General features: G+C 49.0%; 17 protein-coding genes. 15 read left to right on the top strand and 2 right to left on the bottom strand.

The window, feature by feature from the left end; translation table 11 throughout:
- The 9 genes from DW720_RS13050 to DW720_RS13010 all read left to right on the top strand — a co-directional run bounded on the left by DW720_RS13050 (position 1) and on the right by DW720_RS13010 (position 8,156).
- A complete protein-coding gene (locus DW720_RS13050; RefSeq protein WP_118482083.1) occupies positions 1–1,224 on the top strand; it encodes a hypothetical protein in 1,224 nt (407 codons plus the stop codon).
- Between the two features lie 27 nt (positions 1,225–1,251).
- On the top strand, positions 1,252–1,440 hold the full coding sequence (locus DW720_RS13045; RefSeq protein ID WP_022360416.1) for a Flp1 family type IVb pilin: 189 nt from the start codon (positions 1,252–1,254) through the stop codon (positions 1,438–1,440).
- Positions 1,437–3,371 carry a DUF5702 domain-containing protein gene (locus tag DW720_RS13040; RefSeq protein ID WP_243015275.1) on the top strand — a complete coding sequence of 645 codons (1,935 nt, stop codon included), beginning with the start codon at positions 1,437–1,439 and terminating at the stop codon, positions 3,369–3,371. The genes DW720_RS13045 and DW720_RS13040 overlap by 4 nt, the downstream gene beginning before the upstream one ends.
- 207 nt (positions 3,372–3,578) lie before the next feature.
- Positions 3,579–4,418, top strand: a complete 840-nt coding sequence (locus DW720_RS13035; RefSeq protein ID WP_118472975.1) for a hypothetical protein — start codon at positions 3,579–3,581, stop codon at positions 4,416–4,418.
- 45 nt (positions 4,419–4,463) lie between these two features.
- Positions 4,464–5,027, top strand: a complete 564-nt coding sequence (locus DW720_RS13030) for a prepilin peptidase (RefSeq protein ID WP_117796599.1) — start codon at positions 4,464–4,466, stop codon at positions 5,025–5,027.
- Entirely contained in the window at positions 5,024–5,416 is a 393-nt protein-coding gene (locus DW720_RS13025; protein WP_117796600.1) for a hypothetical protein, read from the top strand. Before DW720_RS13030 ends, DW720_RS13025 begins: the two co-directional genes overlap by 4 nt.
- Before the next feature lie 13 nt (positions 5,417–5,429).
- A complete protein-coding gene (locus tag DW720_RS13020; RefSeq protein ID WP_118743100.1) occupies positions 5,430–6,950 on the top strand; it encodes a DUF6382 domain-containing protein in 1,521 nt (506 codons plus the stop codon).
- A 215-nt stretch (positions 6,951–7,165) separates the two neighbouring features.
- Positions 7,166–7,588 (top strand): HIT family protein, encoded by a 423-nt coding sequence (locus tag DW720_RS13015; RefSeq protein ID WP_107001757.1) that lies wholly within the window; start codon positions 7,166–7,168, stop codon positions 7,586–7,588.
- A gap of 10 nt (positions 7,589–7,598) precedes the next feature.
- Positions 7,599–8,156: an RNA polymerase sigma factor gene (locus DW720_RS13010; RefSeq protein WP_227589698.1), complete on the top strand. Its 558-nt coding sequence runs from the start codon at positions 7,599–7,601 to the stop codon at positions 8,154–8,156.
- A 100-nt stretch (positions 8,157–8,256) separates the two neighbouring features.
- Here DW720_RS13010 and DW720_RS13005 read toward each other — a convergent pair whose 3' ends face one another.
- Positions 8,257–9,324, bottom strand: coding sequence for an undecaprenyldiphospho-muramoylpentapeptide beta-N-acetylglucosaminyltransferase (locus tag DW720_RS13005; RefSeq protein ID WP_107001756.1), 1,068 nt, complete (start codon positions 9,322–9,324; stop codon positions 8,257–8,259).
- Positions 9,325–9,499: 175 nt separating this feature from the next.
- On the opposite strand from DW720_RS13005, the gene DW720_RS13000 reads away from it, so the two are divergent.
- Positions 9,500–10,339 (top strand): DUF4367 domain-containing protein, encoded by an 840-nt coding sequence (locus DW720_RS13000; RefSeq protein ID WP_107001755.1) that lies wholly within the window; start codon positions 9,500–9,502, stop codon positions 10,337–10,339.
- A 12-nt stretch (positions 10,340–10,351) separates the two neighbouring features.
- A complete protein-coding gene (locus DW720_RS12995) occupies positions 10,352–10,888 on the top strand; it encodes a hypothetical protein (RefSeq protein WP_107001754.1) in 537 nt (178 codons plus the stop codon).
- A 192-nt stretch (positions 10,889–11,080) separates the two neighbouring features.
- Here DW720_RS12995 and DW720_RS12990 read toward each other — a convergent pair whose 3' ends face one another.
- The gene (locus DW720_RS12990; RefSeq protein ID WP_022360027.1) at positions 11,081–11,329 is read right to left on the bottom strand and encodes a TIGR03905 family TSCPD domain-containing protein; all 249 of its coding nucleotides are present in this window, start codon (positions 11,327–11,329) and stop codon (positions 11,081–11,083) included.
- Between the two features lie 381 nt (positions 11,330–11,710).
- Between DW720_RS12990 and DW720_RS12985 the strand changes: the two genes are divergently transcribed.
- The 4 genes from DW720_RS12985 (at position 11,711) to DW720_RS12970 (ending at position 17,170) form a co-directional block, all read left to right on the top strand.
- A complete protein-coding gene (locus DW720_RS12985; RefSeq protein ID WP_022360026.1) occupies positions 11,711–12,409 on the top strand; it encodes a 5'-methylthioadenosine/adenosylhomocysteine nucleosidase in 699 nt (232 codons plus the stop codon).
- Between the two features lie 402 nt (positions 12,410–12,811).
- On the top strand, positions 12,812–13,897 hold the full coding sequence (locus DW720_RS12980; protein ID WP_118743101.1) for a hypothetical protein: 1,086 nt from the start codon (positions 12,812–12,814) through the stop codon (positions 13,895–13,897).
- Positions 13,898–14,023: 126 nt separating this feature from the next.
- The gene (locus DW720_RS12975) at positions 14,024–15,373 is read left to right on the top strand and encodes a glucose-6-phosphate isomerase (RefSeq protein WP_118743102.1); all 1,350 of its coding nucleotides are present in this window, start codon (positions 14,024–14,026) and stop codon (positions 15,371–15,373) included.
- A gap of 429 nt (positions 15,374–15,802) precedes the next feature.
- A complete protein-coding gene (locus tag DW720_RS12970) occupies positions 15,803–17,170 on the top strand; it encodes an ABC transporter substrate-binding protein (protein WP_107001752.1) in 1,368 nt (455 codons plus the stop codon).
- Positions 17,171–17,350 lie beyond the last annotated feature (180 nt).

Here is a 17,350-nt window from a genome sequence, read left to right as displayed (position 1 = left end):
ATGGGGAAAATGGGGAAAAAGCAGGTTTTATGCATTCTTTTGGGGATAATTCTGGCAGTTGTGGGATATCTGGTGGAAAAAAGGGATGGGGCGCTGGAAGAGGGGAACCGGCTGAACCGCTATGCATACGGAGAAGGGGAACGGCAGCAGGAAGTGTGGGTGCGCGGACTGTGGGAGAAGGAGATTCCGGTGGAGATTGCGCTCGGAGAGCGGGAATATGCGGAAGAGGATGCAAAAAAAGCATTGCTGGAGGCGGGAGGTAAACTGGCGGATTTAATTCGGGGAAACAATCCGTCCCTGCAGGAGGTAAGGGAAGATCTACATCTCGTTGGCTGGCTGGAAGAAGAGGGCATCCGGGTCCGCTGGACACCGGAGGATGCGGAATGGATTCAGACAGATGGGACAGTTTTAAATGAAGAATGCCCGGAGAAGGGGATTCAGACAGAACTGACCGCATCCCTGCAGGCGGGGGCATTCAGCCGGGAGTACCGGTTTCCGGTCATGCTATATCCGCCGCTTCGGACGAAGCAGCAGGAAAAAGAGGCAGGTTTTAAGCAGCTGTTAAAGCAGATGGATGAGGCGCAGAGAACGGAAGGTCAGCTGGTTTTGCCAAAGATGTATGAGGGGAAGAATTTATCTTACCGGGTGCGCGGAGACAGGGAATATCTGCTGTTTCCGGTGCTGGGGATTGCGGCGGCAATTCTGCTTCCTCTTTATGAAAAACAGAAGGAGAGTGAGGAGAAAAAGAAGAAAAAGCGGGAACTGATGGAAGACTACCCGGAGATTGTGTCAAAGCTGACCGTATTTTCCGGGGCGGGGCTTCCGGTCCGCCGGGCATGGGAACGGATTGTGCTGGAATACGAGGCGGCATGCCGGGCGGGAACACAGACGGAGCGGGCGGCATACCGGGAAATGGCAGCGGCATATCACCGGATGCAGCGCGGTGTCCCGGAACTGCAGGCATATGCGGAATTTGGTGCGGGCTGCCGTCTGAGACCGTACCGGAAGCTTTCCGGGCTTTTGGAGCAGAATGTCAGAAATGGGGCAGAAGGACTTCGAAAGGCGCTGGAGACAGAGATGGAGTCGGCGTTTGAAGAAGAGAAAGCACTGGCAAGACGCCGGGGGGAAGAGGCGTCCACAAAGCTGATGCTTCCATTGTTTCTGATGTTGATGATTATTATGGTGATGGTTTCAGTCCCGGCGTTTCTGGCGTTTGGGATCTGAAAAATGGGGAGAAAGGAGAAAAAGTATATGGATAAAGCGTATCTGGTAAGAGAAGTAAAATCGTTTCTGATGGACGAGGATGGCGTGGGGGTCATTGAATTAGTGCTGATTCTGGTGGTGCTGATAGGTCTGGTCATTGTCTTTAAAAAGCAGATTAATACGCTTCTTACAAATATCTTTAAACAGATCAACAGCAAGTCGAAGGAGGTATATTGATCCGGGCAGAACGGCACGTTGAAGCAGAAATGGACGTTTGCGGGGGGATCACAGTTTTCCTGAGTTTGATTCTGACCTGTATCTGTGCGCTGATGGGCGGGCTGTTTGAGTCCGCCCGGGCAGCCGGAAGCGGCTGGTATATGCAGATGGCGCTCAATTCCTCCCTGGATTCGCTGATGAGCTGTTATCACCGGGAGATTTGGGATAAATACCGGATTTTTGTGCTGGAATGTGCGGATAAAGAGCGCCTGGCGGCGGAGATGGAGCCGCAGATGGAAACATATCTGGCGGCAGCGCCCTTTTATCCGGTCAGCGGCGGCAAGGCACAGATCGAAGCGATGGATGCGATCACCGGCCATAATGGGGATTTCTTTGCGAAGGAAGTTACCGATTATATGAAAGTGGGTGTCTGGACGCTGGAAAGTGAGGAGTCTGAACTGCCTGAGATGGAAAAACGGATGACGGAAGCAAGGGCGGTTCATGGAATTGCGGAAGGATATCAGGAAAATGGCAGAAAAGTGCTGCGTCTGGAAGAGTCGATCGAGGCGATCGGAGCCTGCCTGCAAAAACAGGAGAAACATCTGGAGGAGATGGAGGCAGCGGTCAGCCAGGCGGATGGAAGCTCGTTCTTTCAATCGGCGGAAAGCTTAGAGAAAGAATTAAAGCAGATTCCGGGGCTGGTTGCGGCGTATGAAAAACAGGCGGACCGGCTTGCGAAAGAATTGCAGGGATCGGAGCAGGGGGCGCAGGAAGCCCAGCCGGATCTGGAAGAAGGCTCCTGGGGCATGGTACAGGAGGAGATGCGGGGGTATCGTTCGTATTTGGATGCGGATGGAGCGCGCCGCCAGGAGGTAAAAAAGACAGAAGAGACGGCTCAAGGAAATGAAGAGGTGGTTGCAGAAGCAGTCCGGAAAGGGAAGGAGATACAGGATTATATCGATGATTGGGAGCCTGACGATGAGGACGATGAGCTGGACGAGGAAGCGCTGTGGGCGCCGGTTCTGACGATCACAGCGGGTTTTCAGAAGGATGGACGTTTCCGGGCTCCGGCAGTCCGAGACAAGAAAAAAATGAATGTGCTGGAAGCAGTCAGCCGCCTGTCGGGGACGGATCTGCTGAGTCTTTGTGTGCCGGCGGGAACTGTGATTTCAGAAAACTGGATTTCGACCGCGGCATTTCCGTCGGCGTTGTATGCAGGCGGAGAGAGCGGAAAGCGGGGGACGACTGGGGATGTCTGGACAGCGGGGCTTGAACGGGCTCTTTTAGATGCGTATGCGGCGCATTTTTTTACCCGGTTCGGGCAGGAAAAGACGGGAAGTATCCATTATGAGCAGGAATATCTCTTACAGGGAAATGCGTCGGAGCGGGAAAATTTAAAACGCACCGTCAATGAACTTCTGGCTGTGCGCGAGGCGGTGAATCTGGCAGCTTTATATGCGGATTCTGAAAAACGGTCGGAGGCGGAAGCATTGGCGCTGGCAATCACGGGGCTGGCGGGAATCACACCGATCACGGCGGCGGCATCCTTCTTTATCATGACAGTCTGGGCGTTTGCAGAGTCGGTGGCAGATGTGAAGGTTCTGCTGGCTGGCGGAAAAATTCCTTTTTTCAAACAGCCGGGGGAGTGGCAGATTTCGCTTTCTGCTCTGACGGAAAAGGGCGCGTCCATCTTTCTGGAAACGGGGACGGATCCTTCATTGAAAAACGGGACAGACGACAGAGGGCTGGACTACCAGGACTGGCTGAAACTCTTTTTTCTGATACAGGGAAAGAGCCGTTTCTGTTACCGGATGATGGATATGATTCAGAACCGCATTTCAGAAAAAGAGCCGGGATTTCGGATGGATCAGTGCCAGTATGGGGTAAGTGTGTCCTATGCGGCACAGGGAACGTTGATACCGCTTCGTAGAACGTCCCAGAAGGAATATTAAACACAATTACAGGGGAGTGGAGGACAGTGTCCTTTTTCAGGAGATGATGCAAGTGAATGTGCCTCTCCAAGTACATAAAGAAAGCCAGTAAAAAAGATGATGACAACTAACCTAACAAAACGAATAAATGAAAGTATCTGTGCGGTCTGGATACCTGTCCTTCGGCGGCATAGAGCCCAAGTAACAAAACGACCCTGGAAAAGGGCATTGTCCTCTGCTTCCCTGTGTGCGAGCCTGACGATTGAGGCGGCGCTTAGTCTGACATTGTTTATGTTTACGGTGATTCTCCTGTCAGTTCCGATGGAAATACTGGATACTCAGAGAAAGGTGCAGACGGTGCTGGAAGTGACGGGGCGGGAACTGGGATGGCAGGTGTATCGGACATCCCATACGGTGCATCCGGCAGAAATGGAGGCGGGAAAAGCGGCAGAGGCAGAAGAAAAGGGAACGGGGGGCTGGTCAGAACTTCCGTCCGGGCTTATCCTGCAGGGATATTTAAAGGAGAAGATTCAGACAGCGGGCGGGAACAAAGTGTCCAATATCCAGTGTGGTGCCAGCCGCGTATCGGAAGATGGAGAATGGATTGACCTGCGCGCCTCCTATCAGGTGCGGCTGCCGTTCTCGGTATTTGCGCTTGACCATGTGACGCTTACTTCCCGGAGCCGGAAGCGGGGATGGATTGGGGCGGAAGGCGGGTATTTCTCAGAGAAAAACGCTTCAGAACCGGAGGAAAAATGGGTCTATGTGGGGCGGGACAGTACGCGCTACCATCTCTCACCTTCGTGCCATTATATATCGAATCAGATCACCGCGGCTGCGTATGCAGATGTAATTTCGGGGGTGCTTAGAAACAGCGGGGGATGCCGTTATAAGGCTTGCAGATACTGTGGAAAGACGGTGTCGGCGGGAGGTCTGGTGTATATTCTTCCGTCCGGCGAGGTTTACCATGGAAAGCAGGACTGTTCGTCATTGGCATATTATGTGCAGAAGGTGCGGCGATCAGAGGTGGAATATATGGGGGTGTGTTCATACTGTGGAAGTGGATAGGTGCGGATGGCGGAAAGAATCAAGGAGGGGTGAGAGGGCGGAGTGATGGAAAACAGTGCAGAGATAAGTTTCATGGGATTTACGCGGATGGATTTGGAAAGTGCAGTATGTTTCCTCTGTGCGGTTGTTTTTTCACTTTTTCTGATGGTCTTTTCCTGGCAGGATTTTCATAGAAAACGGATACGCGTAAGCTGGCTATATGGATTTGGAACGGCAGGAATGGCGCTTACGATGATACGGTGTGTGCTGTCGGTTATAAAAGATGGATGGGATTGGAAAAAAAGTGTGTTGCAGATAACGGTATGGCTTTTGGGAATGCTGCCGGGGATTTTTTTGTTCTGGATGGAGCGGCAGACGAAAGGTGCGGTCGGACTGGGAGATGGCTGCTTTTTTCTGATCACTGGGTGCTATCTGGGGGGATGGCGGACGCTTGAACTTTTGATGGGAGCTGTATTTGTGAGCAGTCTGGCAGGAGGTGTCTGGATGCTTACGGCACTGCTTGGCGGAAAGGGGAATGGTCTATGGGAGAAAATGCGGAAAAAGAAGTTGCCATTTCTGCCGTGTGTGCTTCCGGTGTGGATTTGGATGCTGATAGCATCTCTTGGATGAAGCGGGAGGTTTCTGCCAGTTATACGGTGGAAGCCTCGTTTGTGATGGCGGTTGCATTCTTTTTTATCGCGGCACTGTTAAATGGAGTGTTTGAGGTGCATGGCAGGATTACGGGGCGTTTTGTCCTGCAGGAGGCGATGGAATGGTGCCTGTATCGGGAGGAAAAAACGTTGCGGGGAGATGGAATGACTGTGGGGGAGATAAGCAGCAGAGCTGGACAGCGCCTGCATGGATTCTTCCGGTGCGGAGATGCAGTTTTGACGATCCGGGAAGATGGGGGAGACTTGGACGGAAGGGTAAAGAGCAGTACAGAGACGGAGATATCCCTGCGCGGACAGGAGCCGGAGCGGGCGATCCGTTTGCTGACAGTGTTGGAAAATGCAGAGTGATGGAGGATACGGGATGGAGATTCGGTACAGCCGGGAAATGAATCATAATTATATGATAATCGAAGCGCCGGAGGAAGAAACGGGCTATGCGGTACAGATGCTGTCGGCGAATGCCATCGAAGGGCTTTTGAAGTTCCGGGTCCGCCAGACGGAGGAGGCGAGAGAATATTATTATGAGATAACGTCGAGACAGCCACTTAGACGGGTGTTGGAAAAGCGGACCTTGTCGGGACAAGAACTCCGGTCGATTCTGCTTGGTGTGTTGGCGGTTCTGAAGCGGGTGGAAGAGTACCTGTTAAAAGAGGAACAGCTTTTGCTGGATCCGGAATATCTGTATCTGGAACCCGATCATTTTACTGTGGAATTATGTCTGGTTCCGGGGCATCGGGAAGAGGCGCCGCAGGCGCTCTCAAAACTGCTGGGGTATCTTCTGGAACGTGCGGATCATCAGGATCGGGAGGCTGTTGTATTAGCTTATAATCTGTACCAGATTAGTCTGCGGGAGAATTACGGAACGGCAGATCTGCTGCGCCAGCTTTCGGGGGAAGATCGGATCTTTTCGGCAGAAAAACGAAACGAGGATGAGGGGGATCCTGAGACGGCGGGAGTGTGGGCGGATCGGCAGGAGTGGCTTGAAGCGGAGCAAAATCGGAGGGATACGTTGGAATCTGGATCTGGGAAAATGGCTTTTGACACTCAAACGCCAGCCAGGAAGGATTGGAAATATAGGCAGGAAGCGTTGTATCAGGAGAAAACGACGAAAAAGAACCTGGAGTCGGTAGAGAATTCAGATGAAGTGGGGGAAAAGTCTGAAAGGGCAGGTGGAAAACAAAAGGGACAATGGCAGAACAGGTGGATAAAGGTACTTGGAAGCGTGGTGGCAGCTGGCATTGTGTATTGGTACGTGACAGGAGAAATGGATGTATGGCTGTATGCAATCAGCGGCGGCATCGGGGGAATCGTGTTTTTGAGGGAGACGTTGGCAGCCCGTAGAAAATGGCAGGTATATGGTGGCAGGAAGAAAAATCGAGGTCAGGGAGAGGATAGAGAGGAAAGCACGGAGGTGGATCTATCATATCAAGACTGGCATCAGACAACGCCTGAAAACCGCTGGCAGGTCTATCCGGAGAGTGAAGAAGCTTATCGGCAGGAACTTCGAAGAGAAGAAGAAGCACAGATAGAGCGGGCGAGAGAAGCGGGGACTACGCTTCTGTCTGCCTCAAAGAATGGGGAAGGAACGGTGCGCTTAGAGCCGGTGGAAGCCGGAGGAACAGTGATTCAGATTTCCTATATTCCATTTACACTTGGAAAACATCCGGGGCTGTCGGACGCATGTATTGACCGTCCGACCGTCAGCCGTCTTCATGCGCGGATCGATCAGAAGGAGGGCGTATACATTCTGACAGATCTCAATTCAACCAATGGAACATCGGTCAATGGCTATCCGCTTCAGGCAAATGAAACAGTCAGTTTGGGGAATGGGGATTCCATTTATTTGGCGGATGTCGGATATAAATTTTGGGAACACCGATAAATTGTCTGAAAATATGAAATAATAACCAAAAACACGAAATTGATGTGAATTATTTTGCAAGTACATCAATTTCGCGTTTCTGCAAATTTACATAGAACAAGCCATGGGGATATGCTATAATAAAGGCACTTGACATGGAAGTTTCAAGCCAAGTGACAAAAGAAAATACCGCTTTTCCAGGGAATGGAGAAGCATAGAGAGAAGGAGAGACCGACATGACAGACAAAGAATGTATTTTTTGTAAGATCGCTGGCGGAGAGATTCCATCCTCAACGGTTTATGAAGATGACGATTTTCGTGTGATTCTGGATTTAGGACCGGCATCGAAGGGACATGCGCTGATTCTGCCGAAGCAGCATTTCAAAGATTTATGTGAGCTGGATCCGGCGATTGCGGCCAAAGCTCTTCCATTAGCTGGAAAGATTGGTGCGGCGATGAAGAAAGCACTGGGCTGCACGGGTTTCAATGTGGTTCAGAACAATGGCATATCCGCAGGACAGACTGTTTTTCATTTCCATGTACACATTATTCCGAGATATGAAAATGGACCGGATATGGTGACATGGGCGCCAGGAAAAGCAACGCCGGAAGAGCTGGCAGAAATTAGCAGCTCCATCCGCGAAGAACTGACGCGATAGGAGTTTGGATATGCACCATGAGAATGAAAAAATGGCGCTTTTTGAAGCGCTTTACAGAGAGTACCTGGTACCGCTGAAGAAATATGCGTATAGAATTGGAGTAGGGTACGATGACATTGAGGATATGGTGCATGAAGCTTTCATTGAATATTACAAGCGCTATTCGTTAGATCTGGATCATAAAGTAAAGTTGGTTTTACTGATCCGCATTTTACGGAGCAAGTGGATCGATAACCGGAGGCAGATGCGGCGCCGCGAGATGCTGCATCTGGAAGATCCGGATGCGGAAGAAGAGATTATGAACCTTCTTTTGGAAGGGGAGATAGGAATTCAGCTTCTGGATCAGGAGGTTATCGATAGGGATATCTATTGGAACGTATGGAAGATTGTCAAATCTATGAAGAAGGACTGGCGGGATGTTTTGATTCTCCGTGTTCTGGAGGGCTTGACGGCGGAAGAAGCCTGTGCGGTTTTGAAAATCAAATCAACGGTATGCTGTACACGTCTTTACAGGGCAAAAGCAGAATTGCAGAAGCGCGTGTTGAGGGCAAAGCTGTTTGATATTTAAAAATCACATCGAAGCAGAGCCGTTTCGAATCTGTCCGATGTGATGATAAGCTTACATATTCAGTGTTTTAGTCTTGTACTATACAAACGTAGCAATGCTACTAACTGCGTGTGCAATCATGAATCAGCCCCATGATGGTTTTGACAGCATTGTTTAAGTGGCTTTCAGACATTTTATCAATGAACTGCTGGCGATTTTTATAGGTCTCTTCGATTGCCTGGCTGAGAGTATCTGCGGTTAAAACTTCTTCTTCCAGAACGGTGCTGAATCCCTGTTTTGCAAAGGAGTTGGCATTTAAGATCTGGTCGCCGCGGCTGGCAGCAGCCGACAGAGGGATCAAAATGTTCGGTTTGCGGAGTGCCAGAATTTCGCAGATGGAATTTGCACCCGCGCGGGAGATGATCAGATCTGCCGCTGCAAAGAGATGGCGGAGTGGTTTATCCACATACTCATACTGAACATATCCTTCGGTGCCGATGAGAGACTCATCGAGATTGCCTTTTCCGCAGATATGTATTACCTGATAGGTTTTCAGAAGCTGCGGAAGAATGCCGCGGACAGCCTGATTGACCGTGACGGAGCCGAGACTTCCGCCGATGATCAGAATTACTGGGAGATCGGCAGAAAGATGGGCGTACTGGAGTCCCGCCAGACGATCCCCGTGCAGAAGCTCTTCACGGATCGGGGAACCGGTCAGAACCGCCTTATCTTCCGGAAGATATTTAAGTGTTTCCGGAAAGTTGCAGCATACCTTAGAAGCGGCTGGAATACAGATTTTATTTGCCAGTCCTGGGGTCATATCGGATTCATGGATGATGACAGGCACTTTATAATGCTTGGCAGCCAGAACGACCGGAACAGCGACAAAACCGCCTTTGGAAAAGACGATATCCGGTTTGTATTTTTTCATAAGCTTGCGAGCCTCAAAGTATCCTTTCAGAACGCGAAGCGGATCTGAAAAATTCTTAAGGTCAAAATAACGGCGCAGTTTTCCCGATGAGATTCCATCGTAAGGGATGCTGGCTGCCTCGATCAGGCGGCGCTCAATGCCGTTATAAGAACCAATATAGTGAATCTCAAAGTCTTCCTCGCGCAGTGCCGGAAGCAGGGCGAGATTCGGTGTAACATGACCTGCAGTACCACCGCCGGTCAGAATGATTTTTTTCATAGTAGTTTCCTCCACACATCAGCCGCTGGTTACGGTGTGAGGGGACAACCATAACCTGAAAACAACTGTTTTTATGCTTTATCATACCCGCAAAGGGTTACATTTAGTATAGTAAACGGAAAAAAAGAAAAGTCAACCTAAAAGTTAGGACGAGGACAGAGAGGAGGGATAAAAAGTGAGCAGAAGCCGGCGCGGAAAAAAAGCTGGAGAAGATGCAGAGCGCCTGCTGCAGGAAGCGTTTGGAGTCAGCGAAGATCAGCTGTTGAAGGATTTTATCCTTGCACAGACGGAAGTAAAAGACAGCGACATACCTCCAGAACCAGAAGACGGCTTTGAGAGGTTGATGGCAAAGTTAGAAGCGGAGGTGGGAACAAGCCCGGAAAGTGAAAAAGAATCATCCAGCGAGAACATTGTCAAACTGCACGAAGAAGCTCGCAAACCACGCCGGCTGAAAACGATTGTGAAAGTCTCTGTAGCAGCCGCCGCTATCGCAGTGATGGTTGTGGCGATGGGGATTTCGGCTGGGGCGAAGAGGGAGTATCGGTATGTGGTTAGAGAAGAGGGGAGTGTGCGGAGTGATATTGTATTGAATAATGTGGATATGATTCAAACAGAAGATGCATTAGAAAAAGCATACACAGAAATAGCGAAAAAGACCAAAATCCAAGCGATTAGATTTGCATATATACCTGAAAAAATGCATTATATTAAAACAGATATAGCAAGTACCCGAGTTGTAATGTATTTTGAATATGATAAATATAGGGTAAAGATAATTCAACAGTTTCGGGATGGCGGAAATTCAACCAATATTATTTCTGATCGAAAAAAAGCAATGAAAGTGCATAATGACCTTTTGAATGAAGATATTAATATTCAACAGGCTAAAATAGATAGTGGAGAAATGGAATATAGCTCCATAGTGATAAAGGGGGCTACATACTATCAAATTTCAGGAATTATGCCTCAAAAAGAGTTTAAGAAAATAGTAGAAAATATGTATTTAGAGAAGTAGTACGGAGGGTTTATGAGAAAAAAATTAGTTTCATTTATTTGTGCGGCAGTTATGATGGCAGCAATACCAATGCAGGCTAATGCAGCGGAATTGACGAATGTTAATGGGGTTTCGATCGAAACAGCTGATTATAGTGATTCATATTTTTTGGAAGATGGATCCGCAGAAGGAATTGCAAAAGGTATAGAACAGAGAGGAAGTATCATTGATACAGCAACGGTTCAGATAAGTAATTTGGGAAAGGGAGATATTGGAATTATTATCGAAACATTAGCGCATGTAGAGTGTGATAAAATCAAAAATATTGCAATACTGCAAAGACAAGAGGACGGTAAATGGGTGGAGGTTTCAAGATATATATATGATGCCAAAAAAGAAGATTTTCCAACAGAAGATTTATCAGGAATGACAAATGAATTTACTGTGAAAAATCAAAAGACGGGTTATTATTATAGAGTGGTTGGCGTCCATTACGTTGAATCAAATGGAAAAGGGCAGTCTTTCATGACCAAAACAGATGGAATCAAAATCACCGAATACGGCGACTAATTCTAAACGGGGACCGTGTTACTAAATCTATATTTACAATACTAAATAGTATGAAAAAAGCGATCACATAAATACCCCCACCTGCAACCATCCAGGAATTTTTGGATTCAAAATTCCAGATGTTTTCAGGTGGGGGTTCTTAAACGGTTTTTCATTATGCCAACAGGCGTGAAAGAATCTCCTCAAAGATTCCTATTTCACGTTCGCCTTATACTCCTTCAACGCCTGTGCCAGCTGATCCGGGCAGGAAGTTGGGCGGAAGCCGCACTGGATGCCTTCGATGCGGGAGATTGCCTCGTCAATATCCATGCCATCGATCAGGCGGGCAACGCCCTGTGTGTTGCCGGAGCAGCCGCCGACGAACTGCACATTCTTTACTTTATTATCTTCTACTTCAAAATTAATCTCACGGGAACAGACTCCCTTTGTCTTGTATGTCATGGTAAAACCTCCTCAAAATGGTATGTGTTTTAATCTGCTGTGGCGGGAATCCACCGCAGTAAAATGATTATAGTCTGCCAGTAAAGGTGTTGTCAAGATAACAAAAATCCAGTATACTCATGAAAAGATACGGTGTTACTGTTTGTACAAGGTATACATGGTAACGATGCGGCTGCGCTATTATAAAGTAAATGAACGATTTTCAAATGGAAAATGATGGTGCAGGCACACACTGACTGTAGAGCCGAGTCAGCCAATGGATTTGAGGAAAGAGATGCAGGGGTATAAGCGCAGAAGATCAAATAGTAAGAATTTCTTTTTCTATAAATCTATAAAAGAAAGGCAGAAGAATAAAGAACAGAAAAACAGGAGGGCAAACAGATGTTAGGAATCATCGGAGCGATGGATGAAGAGGTGGCTCAGATCAAGGAGAAAATGACGGATGTTACCGTGACAAGTGTAGCCGGTATGGATTTTTATCAGGGCAAACTGGGCGGAAAGGACGCAGTTGTGGTTCGCTCTGGTATCGGCAAGGTAAATGCAGGTATGTGCAGTCAGATTCTGGCGGATCGGTTCCATATCAGTGCGATTGTGAACACAGGTATCGCCGGTTCCCTGCGTGCAGAGATCAACATTGGCGATATCGTTGTATCGACGGATGCGGTGCAGCATGATATGGATGCGAGCGGATTTGGATACCGGATCGGACAGATTCCGCGTGTAGATACCTTTGCATTTGAGGCGGATGAGAAGCTGCGCGAGCTGGCGATTGAGTGCAACCAGAAGGTAAATCCGGAGATTCAGGCATTTCCGGGACGCGTGGTAAGCGGCGATCAGTTTATCTCGGATAAGGCAAAAAAGGAGTGGTTGATCGAGCAGTTTAGCGCAAGCTGTACCGAGATGGAGGGCGCAGCGATCGCACAGGCGGCATATTTAAACGGAATCCCGTTCCTGATCATCCGTGCCATTTCGGATAAGGCAGATGACAGTGCGGGTATGGACTATGCGGCATTTGAAGCGCAGGCGATCAAGCATTCGGTAAACCTCTTATTAGAGATGGCATCTCGTTATGAGGCATAATTAAATTCATAAGCACGAAAATTTGAAAAACGGCACACCGCATTCTCGTTACTTTCGTGATGAGTTAGGTGTGCCAAATTTTTTGCAAAATACAGAACGTGTGTTTGCCATATGTGGAAACATATGGTATAATTTAATGATATTGCATGCTTAAACACCCATTAAAAATCGAATTAAGGCAGAATTTGACGAACGATTTTCCCCTTTCTCATCTTCACAAAGACTCTTTCGGCGGATATAATAAAGCCACGATGCAGGCGGGATTTGACAGGCGCAAAAAGCAGAATGCAAAAAGCAGATTGTAAAAAGCAAATTGCAAGAGATAAACTGCGAAGCGCCTAAACCTGACCTGTGGCAAGCCACCCGGAAGTGATCCGGAAGTAGAGAAAGGGGAGCTTTTTTATGCTGGAATTTTTACAAACTGGAAAAGCGCTGTCCGTTCTTGCGGCAATCGGAATGATCGGATTTGTCAGCAAGTTGATTACACGGAGCCTCTACAAAAGATTATTAAAAGAAACTGACAACATGGCGATGACCCGGAACAAGAATCTTCAAAATCTGAAGCAGCGGTTGGAAAATACCTGCCGCCTGGGACAGAACATCGTGAACACGCAGGCATATCTGGACAAGCAGATTGACGGATTTTCATTTTTACATATTTCGCTGGATGCGTGGAACGGCGTGTCAATGGAAATGGTGCTTTTAGGGCTTCTGACCGGAGCAGCGGAGGCATTTCTGGCATACTGGTATGAGCTGGATGCGAGCTATATTGTGCTGTATGCGTCGGCAGCTGTCATGAGCGGTCTGTTTCTGGCATTTATCGAGAGCTGTTTCCAGATTGACCAGAAACAGCAGCGGCTGGAAACGGCGCTTTTGGAGTATGTGGATAATTCGGTGTTTCTTCGGGCGGCACGTGAGAAGGAGACACGCGGACAGGAAATGTCCGGAGCTTCTGGTGTATCCGGCGGAATTGCTGGCGTGGACTCGAATGTGCGGGAAATGCCGAAATGGCTGCAGAGTACTCCGCGGGCAGATCGCGGCGTGAGTGGTCGGGATGGTGCTGAAACGGATAACCGGGATCTGGGAGAAACGGAGTTTGAAAAAGGAAAATCGCGGACAGCGATGAGAGTGAATCCGTTCCGTGAGCGGGATGCACGGGCACAGAATCTGATGCGGGCAGTTCGCACTGCACCGCGCGAACCGGAGGAACGGGACAAGCATGAGACAGATGGGCATCTTACGGATCGCCGGATGGTATCAGGAAATGAAACGGAAAACAATACGGGTCCCAGGCAGGAAGCGAAGGAGCGTCCCGGCGACAAGGAAATGGAGTATTTGAAGCAGAGCCTCGACCAGATTGCAGCAAGCCGGGATACGCGGAAAACACGAAATGGCGAGGCAAATGCGGGTGACTGGATGAAAGGTTTGAGCCGCGAGGAGGCGCAGGTTCTGGGGGATATTATGAGGGAGTATTTATCGGGGTTGTAAATGATGATTCCAACTGAAAACTGGTTGCACACGGGTGTCCAGATTGCTATAATAAAGATAAGTTAAGTTTTTGACAAAGTAATCACGCCGCCTGCGGACGGCTGAAATGCAAAGGAGAGGAAACATATGGGAAAAGATGTGATCTTTGATTATTCAAAAGCAGCTGCATTTATTCATGAGGAAGAGATCGCCGGTATCAAGGCGGGCGTGCAGGCGGCAAGAGAGACGCTGGTAGAAAAGACCGGCGCGGGCAATGATTTTCTTGGATGGATCGACCTTCCGGTGGACTATGATAAGGAAGAGTTCGGACGCATCAAAAAAGCGGCGGAGAAGATTCAGAAGGATTCCGATGCCCTGCTGGTAATCGGTATCGGCGGTTCGTATCTGGGCGCAAGAGCGGCGATCGAGTTCCTGTCCCATAGTTTTTACAATAATCTTCCGAAAGAAAAAAGAAAAACACCGGAGATTTACTTCGTTGGCAACAGCATCAGCAGCAAATACATCCATGATCTGATGGATTTGGTCGATGGAAAAGATTTCTCTATCAATATTATTTCCAAGTCCGGTACGACAACGGAGCCGGCGATCGCATTCCGTGTATTTAAGGAGATGCTGATTGAGAAGTATGGTAAAGAAGAGGCAAACAAGCGAATCTACGCGACGACAGACCGGGCGCGGGGCGCACTCAAGAATCTGGCAAATGAAGAGGGCTACGAGTCCTTCGTGGTTCCGGATGATGTTGGCGGTCGTTTCTCCGTCCTGACGGCAGTCGGTCTGCTTCCGATCGCGGTCAGCGGCGCGGATATAGATGCGTTGATGCAGGGCGCGGCAGACGCGAGAAAGAATGCACTGGAGACTCCGTTTGAGAAGAATTCTGCTCTGTTATATGCGGCGGTCCGCAACATTCTGCTCCGGAAGGGCAAACAGGTCGAGATTGTGGCAAACTATGAGCCGAGCCTGCACTATGTATCGGAGTGGTGGAAACAGCTCTACGGCGAGAGCGAGGGCAAGGATCAGAAAGGTATTTTCCCGGCAGCGGTTGATTTAACGACCGATCTTCATTCGATGGGTCAGTTCATCCAGGACGGCGCGAGAATCATGTTTGAGACAGTTCTGGAAGTGGCTGAATCTCCGGCGGAGATCATTTTGAAGAAAGAAGATGTTGACACGGACGGTATGAACTATCTGGCTGGCAAGAGCGTGGATTTCGTCAACAAGAGTGCGATGAACGGCACGATTCTGGCACATACCGACGGCAGTGTGCCGAACCTGAAAGTGACGATCCCGGCGATGGATGCGTACAGCTTAGGACAGCTCTTCTATTTCTTCGAATTTGCCTGCGGCGTCAGTGGATACCTTCTGGGCGTCAATCCGTTCAACCAGCCGGGCGTAGAGAGCTATAAGAAAAATATGTTTGCATTGCTTGGCAAACCGGGCTATGAGGAAGCGAGAGAGGCGCTGCTTAAGAGACTGTAAGGGGCAGGTCTGTAAAAGAATATGCGTTCTGCGGCGTTCACTCTGGCATGTTTCATGAAGGAAACTGCAGCCCGGATCTAAAAATAGAAAACGGAACATAGAATAAAAAACGCTTTTATCAGCAAAAACTGATAGAGGCGTTTTTTGTGTATAATAGGAAATTTCTTGGAATTCCCCATTACACAAAAAGGCACATTCTTTTATGCCGCAGAACCTCGAAAAAACAATTTTCAAAAATTATAGATAATTTTTACATAAATCGCCTCCTGCATTTTACAGACCATCTTTAAGATAGAATCTGGACACAGCACAAGTGATTTGACAGAAGAGAAGCGCGGCAAAGGACTCCCGATCACGATTTTGACATAGATGGCTGGTTCCAAGGTAAGAGAGACTGGGAGATGGGACACCGCAGCAGGAGGAGAACGAATGAAGGTAAGTATGAGACGTCTGATGGCGCTTGCGATGGCAGGCACGATGACATTGATGGCAGGATGCAGCCAGGCATCCAGCTCGGCGACAGGAAGCAGCGACACACAGATCGCGTCCGGAGAGAGCGGGGCAGAGAAGACGGCATCCGGCGATAAAACGGTGATTGAATACTGGCACTGTAACGCAGAAACCCAGGGAGGTCTGGTCGTAGACGATCTGGTAAAGAAATTTAATGAGGAAAATGACCACATCGAGGTAGTAGCGAAATACAACCCGGATATGTACAAAGGTCTGATGCAGAACCTGCAGGCGGAAGCGGCGACCGGAAATACACCGGCGCTTGTTCAGATTGGCTGGGCATTTCTGGATTATTTCTCCAATAACTTTGACTATGTGGCGCCGCAGGATGCGATTGATAAATTCGACAGCGAGGATGCAAATTTCTTAACCGACAATTTCCTTCCAAATGTCTTAGACCTGGCAGTCAACAGCAACGGCGAGCAGGTCGGAATCCCGTACTCCTTAAGCAGCCCGGTTCTCTACATTAATAAAGATCTCTTAAAAGAAGCGGGCCTTTCCGAAGATGGACCGGAGACCTGGCAGGAAGTACAGGAATTTGCCGAGGCAGTCAAAGAGAAGACAGGAAAATATGGTTTCTATATGCAGGAACCGGCAGACTTCTGGGCGCAGCAGGCATTGGTTGAGAGCGCGGGAGCGGATATGTTGACTGCGGATGCATCCGGCAAGAAAAAAGCAAGCTTTGCAACCGAGGACGGCATTGCGGCAATGCAAATGATGCAGGATATGGTAAAAGATGGTTCTGCCCTTCATGTTTCATGGGAAGAGGGCTGCCAGAGCTTTATCGACGGCAACTGCGCGATGCTTTACACCACCATTGCGAGACGCGCTTCCGTACAGAAGGGGGCACAGTTTGACGTAGCAACTGTGAAATCCCCGCTGTGGAACGACAAGGAGCGCAAGGTTCCGGCAGGCGGCTGTTTCTTAGCCATCACCGCGCAGAGCGACGAGCAGATTCAGGCGGCATGGGAGTTTGAAAAGTATCTTTACAGCGTAGAATCAATGGCAGCATGGACCGAGGGAACCGGTTATGTACCGCCGAGAAAAGATGTGGCAGAGGCAGAAAATGGATTGAAAGATTTTCTGGCTGAGAACACAATGATGAATGCAGCGATTGAGCAGATGGACGGCGTTGTATCATGGACCGCATTCCCGGGCGATGCAGGCCTTGAGGCAGAGCAGCTTCTTCTGGATATGAGAGACCAGATTCTGGGCGGTCAGGTATCTGCGAAAGATGGTATGACGAGCACACAGGATGCGATCAACCAGCTGCTGGATGCACAGTAGGGACAGGCAGCCTGACGCTTGGAACAGCTTTCGGGTGGCAGAAAAATCATTACAAAATTTAGGACAGAAATGAGAATGGGGTTGTTGCGGAATAGCAGAACGTGTTTTGGCAGAATGGACTGCGTGCAGATAAGACGCAGGAAGCGGCCGGAGCGCGAAAGAGCTGTTTGGCGGCAGCCC

This window comes from Clostridium sp. AM27-28 (genome assembly GCF_003480955.1).
Classification (GTDB): domain Bacteria; phylum Bacillota; class Clostridia; order Lachnospirales; family Lachnospiraceae; genus Otoolea; species Otoolea fessa.
This window is presented reverse-complemented; position numbering and strand designations above follow the sequence as displayed.